We start from the raw sequence: 1,861 nt of genomic DNA, 5'->3' as shown, positions 1-1,861 counted from the left end.
GGTAGGATTGACACCAATAGACCTACATCCGTAGTCAATTGCTCTAGACCAGTAAATATTCAGTTTCGTATCCGTCCGAAAATTAGCTACAATGAGAGGCTGTATCATCATTTTACGAACAGCAATCGAGTAGGAGGTTTTTATGTCTCGCGTATGTCAACTGACAGGTAAAAGAGCCAACAATGGGATGGCAGTCTCTCACGCTCACAACCGCACCAAAAAACTACAGCAAGTTAACTTGCAGTGGAAAAGAGTGTGGTGGGCAGAGGGAAATCGTTTCGTCCGATTAAAACTCTCGACAAAAGCAATCAAAACTTTAGAAATCAAAAGTTTGGCAGCAATGGCTAAGGATGCAGGTATCAACCTCAACAAATTCTAGGTTCCTAGATCCCCCGCTGGGGGTATCTGGCTGTCAATTTAATGTACACAATCCAGCCCCAGCGACTCGTTCCATTTCACCCTCGATCTCAATGGCGGCTAATTAACCGCTGTGTGACGCCTGAAGCTGGGTTTACCCTCTCAGAAGTATTAGTAGCAATTTTATTGACTACCACCTTTGTCGCCGTCGCGATGCAAGGAATGGTGGTAGCGATGTTACTCAAGGCAAAAGCTTTACAAGTATCCGAAGCCAACCGCTGGGTACAAGCAGACATCGAGCAGATGCGGGCGCAAATCGCCATCAGCCAGCTCCCATTTGGTGCCCAGCGTCCCCGCTGTCGTCCCCTGAGTGCCGATCTCGGATTTGCCGATTTAGTCAGAGATAGACTGGCTGGCGGCGATGTTACTGGCATTGTTGACTACAATTTAGCTTTACTAGTCGCAACCAGTCAGACGGGCAAAACCTTTCAAATTGCCCGCAAGCTGAGCATTCCCGCCACCTCAGAAAATCCCGACGCCAAGATTCTTGGGATTCAATATACCGTCACTCCCACCACTGGGGGAAATTTAGAGCAGCCAATTCTCCATTTATATACAGAGGTCATTCCTGATGCAGCGTTCCAGTGTCAGTAGGGATCTCGGTTTTACACTAGCTGAGTCCCTAATTGTACTCGCGATCGTGGGCATTTTAGTGGCGATCGCGATTCCAAGTGCGATCGCCGCGCTACACCGTGCCAAGCTATCCCAAGCTACCGATATGGTGGTAGCGAGTCTCCAAGAAGCCCAAAGAGAGGCAATCCGCAGCAATCGCACTTGTACGCTGACGTTAGATAAAGCCGCTGGCAAAATTCTCGGACAACAAGGGTGTTTGTTATCGGGAGATCGGACTTTACCAGATGAAATTAAGCTTGACTATACAGGTACTGGCGATATCGATTATGGGATGCGTGGCAATACTACCGATAATAAATCGATCCTATTGCAAGTTAAAAATACAGCTAATTATCGTTGCTTGACTGTCTCAGCACCGCTCGGGATCATTCGGCTCGGTAGTTACGATCTTACTACTCGTGACTGTGAGAAATTGCAGTCATAAAGTGGCGATTTCAGTTATCGAGTTTAAGATTATCAACAAGTTCGATCGATCTAATTATCGTCAGCAAAATTTAGTAATAATCGTGAAATATTTTTTAGTAAAAATTCAAAAGTCAACCCACGATCGTCCTGAAGCTGGCTTTGCTACCCCCCTAGCTTTAGGCATGGGTTTAGTGATGATTATTGTCGCTGCTAGTCTGATCGGGCGTTCTCAGAGCGACACCGTGACGACTAATTCACAACGGGAGATCGATCGAGCATTAAGTGTATCTGAAGCTGGTATAGCCCGATTTCAATCATTTCTCGATCGGCATCGATTTCTAGCAACTAAAGACTTGTCACTCTGGTCGAATACCATTGCGGTGTTGCCATCAGTTCAAACAGGTTG

The 1,861-nt window shown here is 46.5% G+C and carries 3 protein-coding genes and 1 pseudogene; all 4 read left to right on the top strand.

What is annotated here, in order from left to right; genetic code table 11:
- Positions 1 to 142 precede the first annotated feature (142 nt).
- A complete protein-coding gene (gene rpmB / locus RMO52_RS22140; protein WP_309742469.1) occupies positions 143 to 379 on the top strand; it encodes a 50S ribosomal protein L28 in 237 nt (78 codons plus the stop codon).
- Positions 380 to 420: 41 nt separating this feature from the next.
- Entirely contained in the window at positions 421 to 1,011 is a 591-nt protein-coding gene (locus tag RMO52_RS22135; protein ID WP_309745116.1) for a hypothetical protein, read from the top strand.
- Entirely contained in the window at positions 989 to 1,474 is a 486-nt protein-coding gene (locus RMO52_RS22130) for a GspH/FimT family pseudopilin (RefSeq protein WP_310418636.1), read from the top strand. The genes RMO52_RS22135 and RMO52_RS22130 overlap by 23 nt, the downstream gene beginning before the upstream one ends.
- Position 1,475: 1 nt before the next feature.
- Positions 1,476 to 1,861: pseudogene (locus tag RMO52_RS22125) on the top strand (hypothetical protein); the annotation flags it as partial.

It is taken from the genome of Chamaesiphon sp. OTE_8_metabat_110 (genome assembly GCF_031382685.1).
Classification (GTDB): domain Bacteria; phylum Cyanobacteriota; class Cyanobacteriia; order Cyanobacteriales; family Chamaesiphonaceae; genus Chamaesiphon.
The sequence above is the reverse complement of the archived record's forward strand: the minus strand, read 5'-3'. Positions and strand labels throughout refer to the sequence as shown.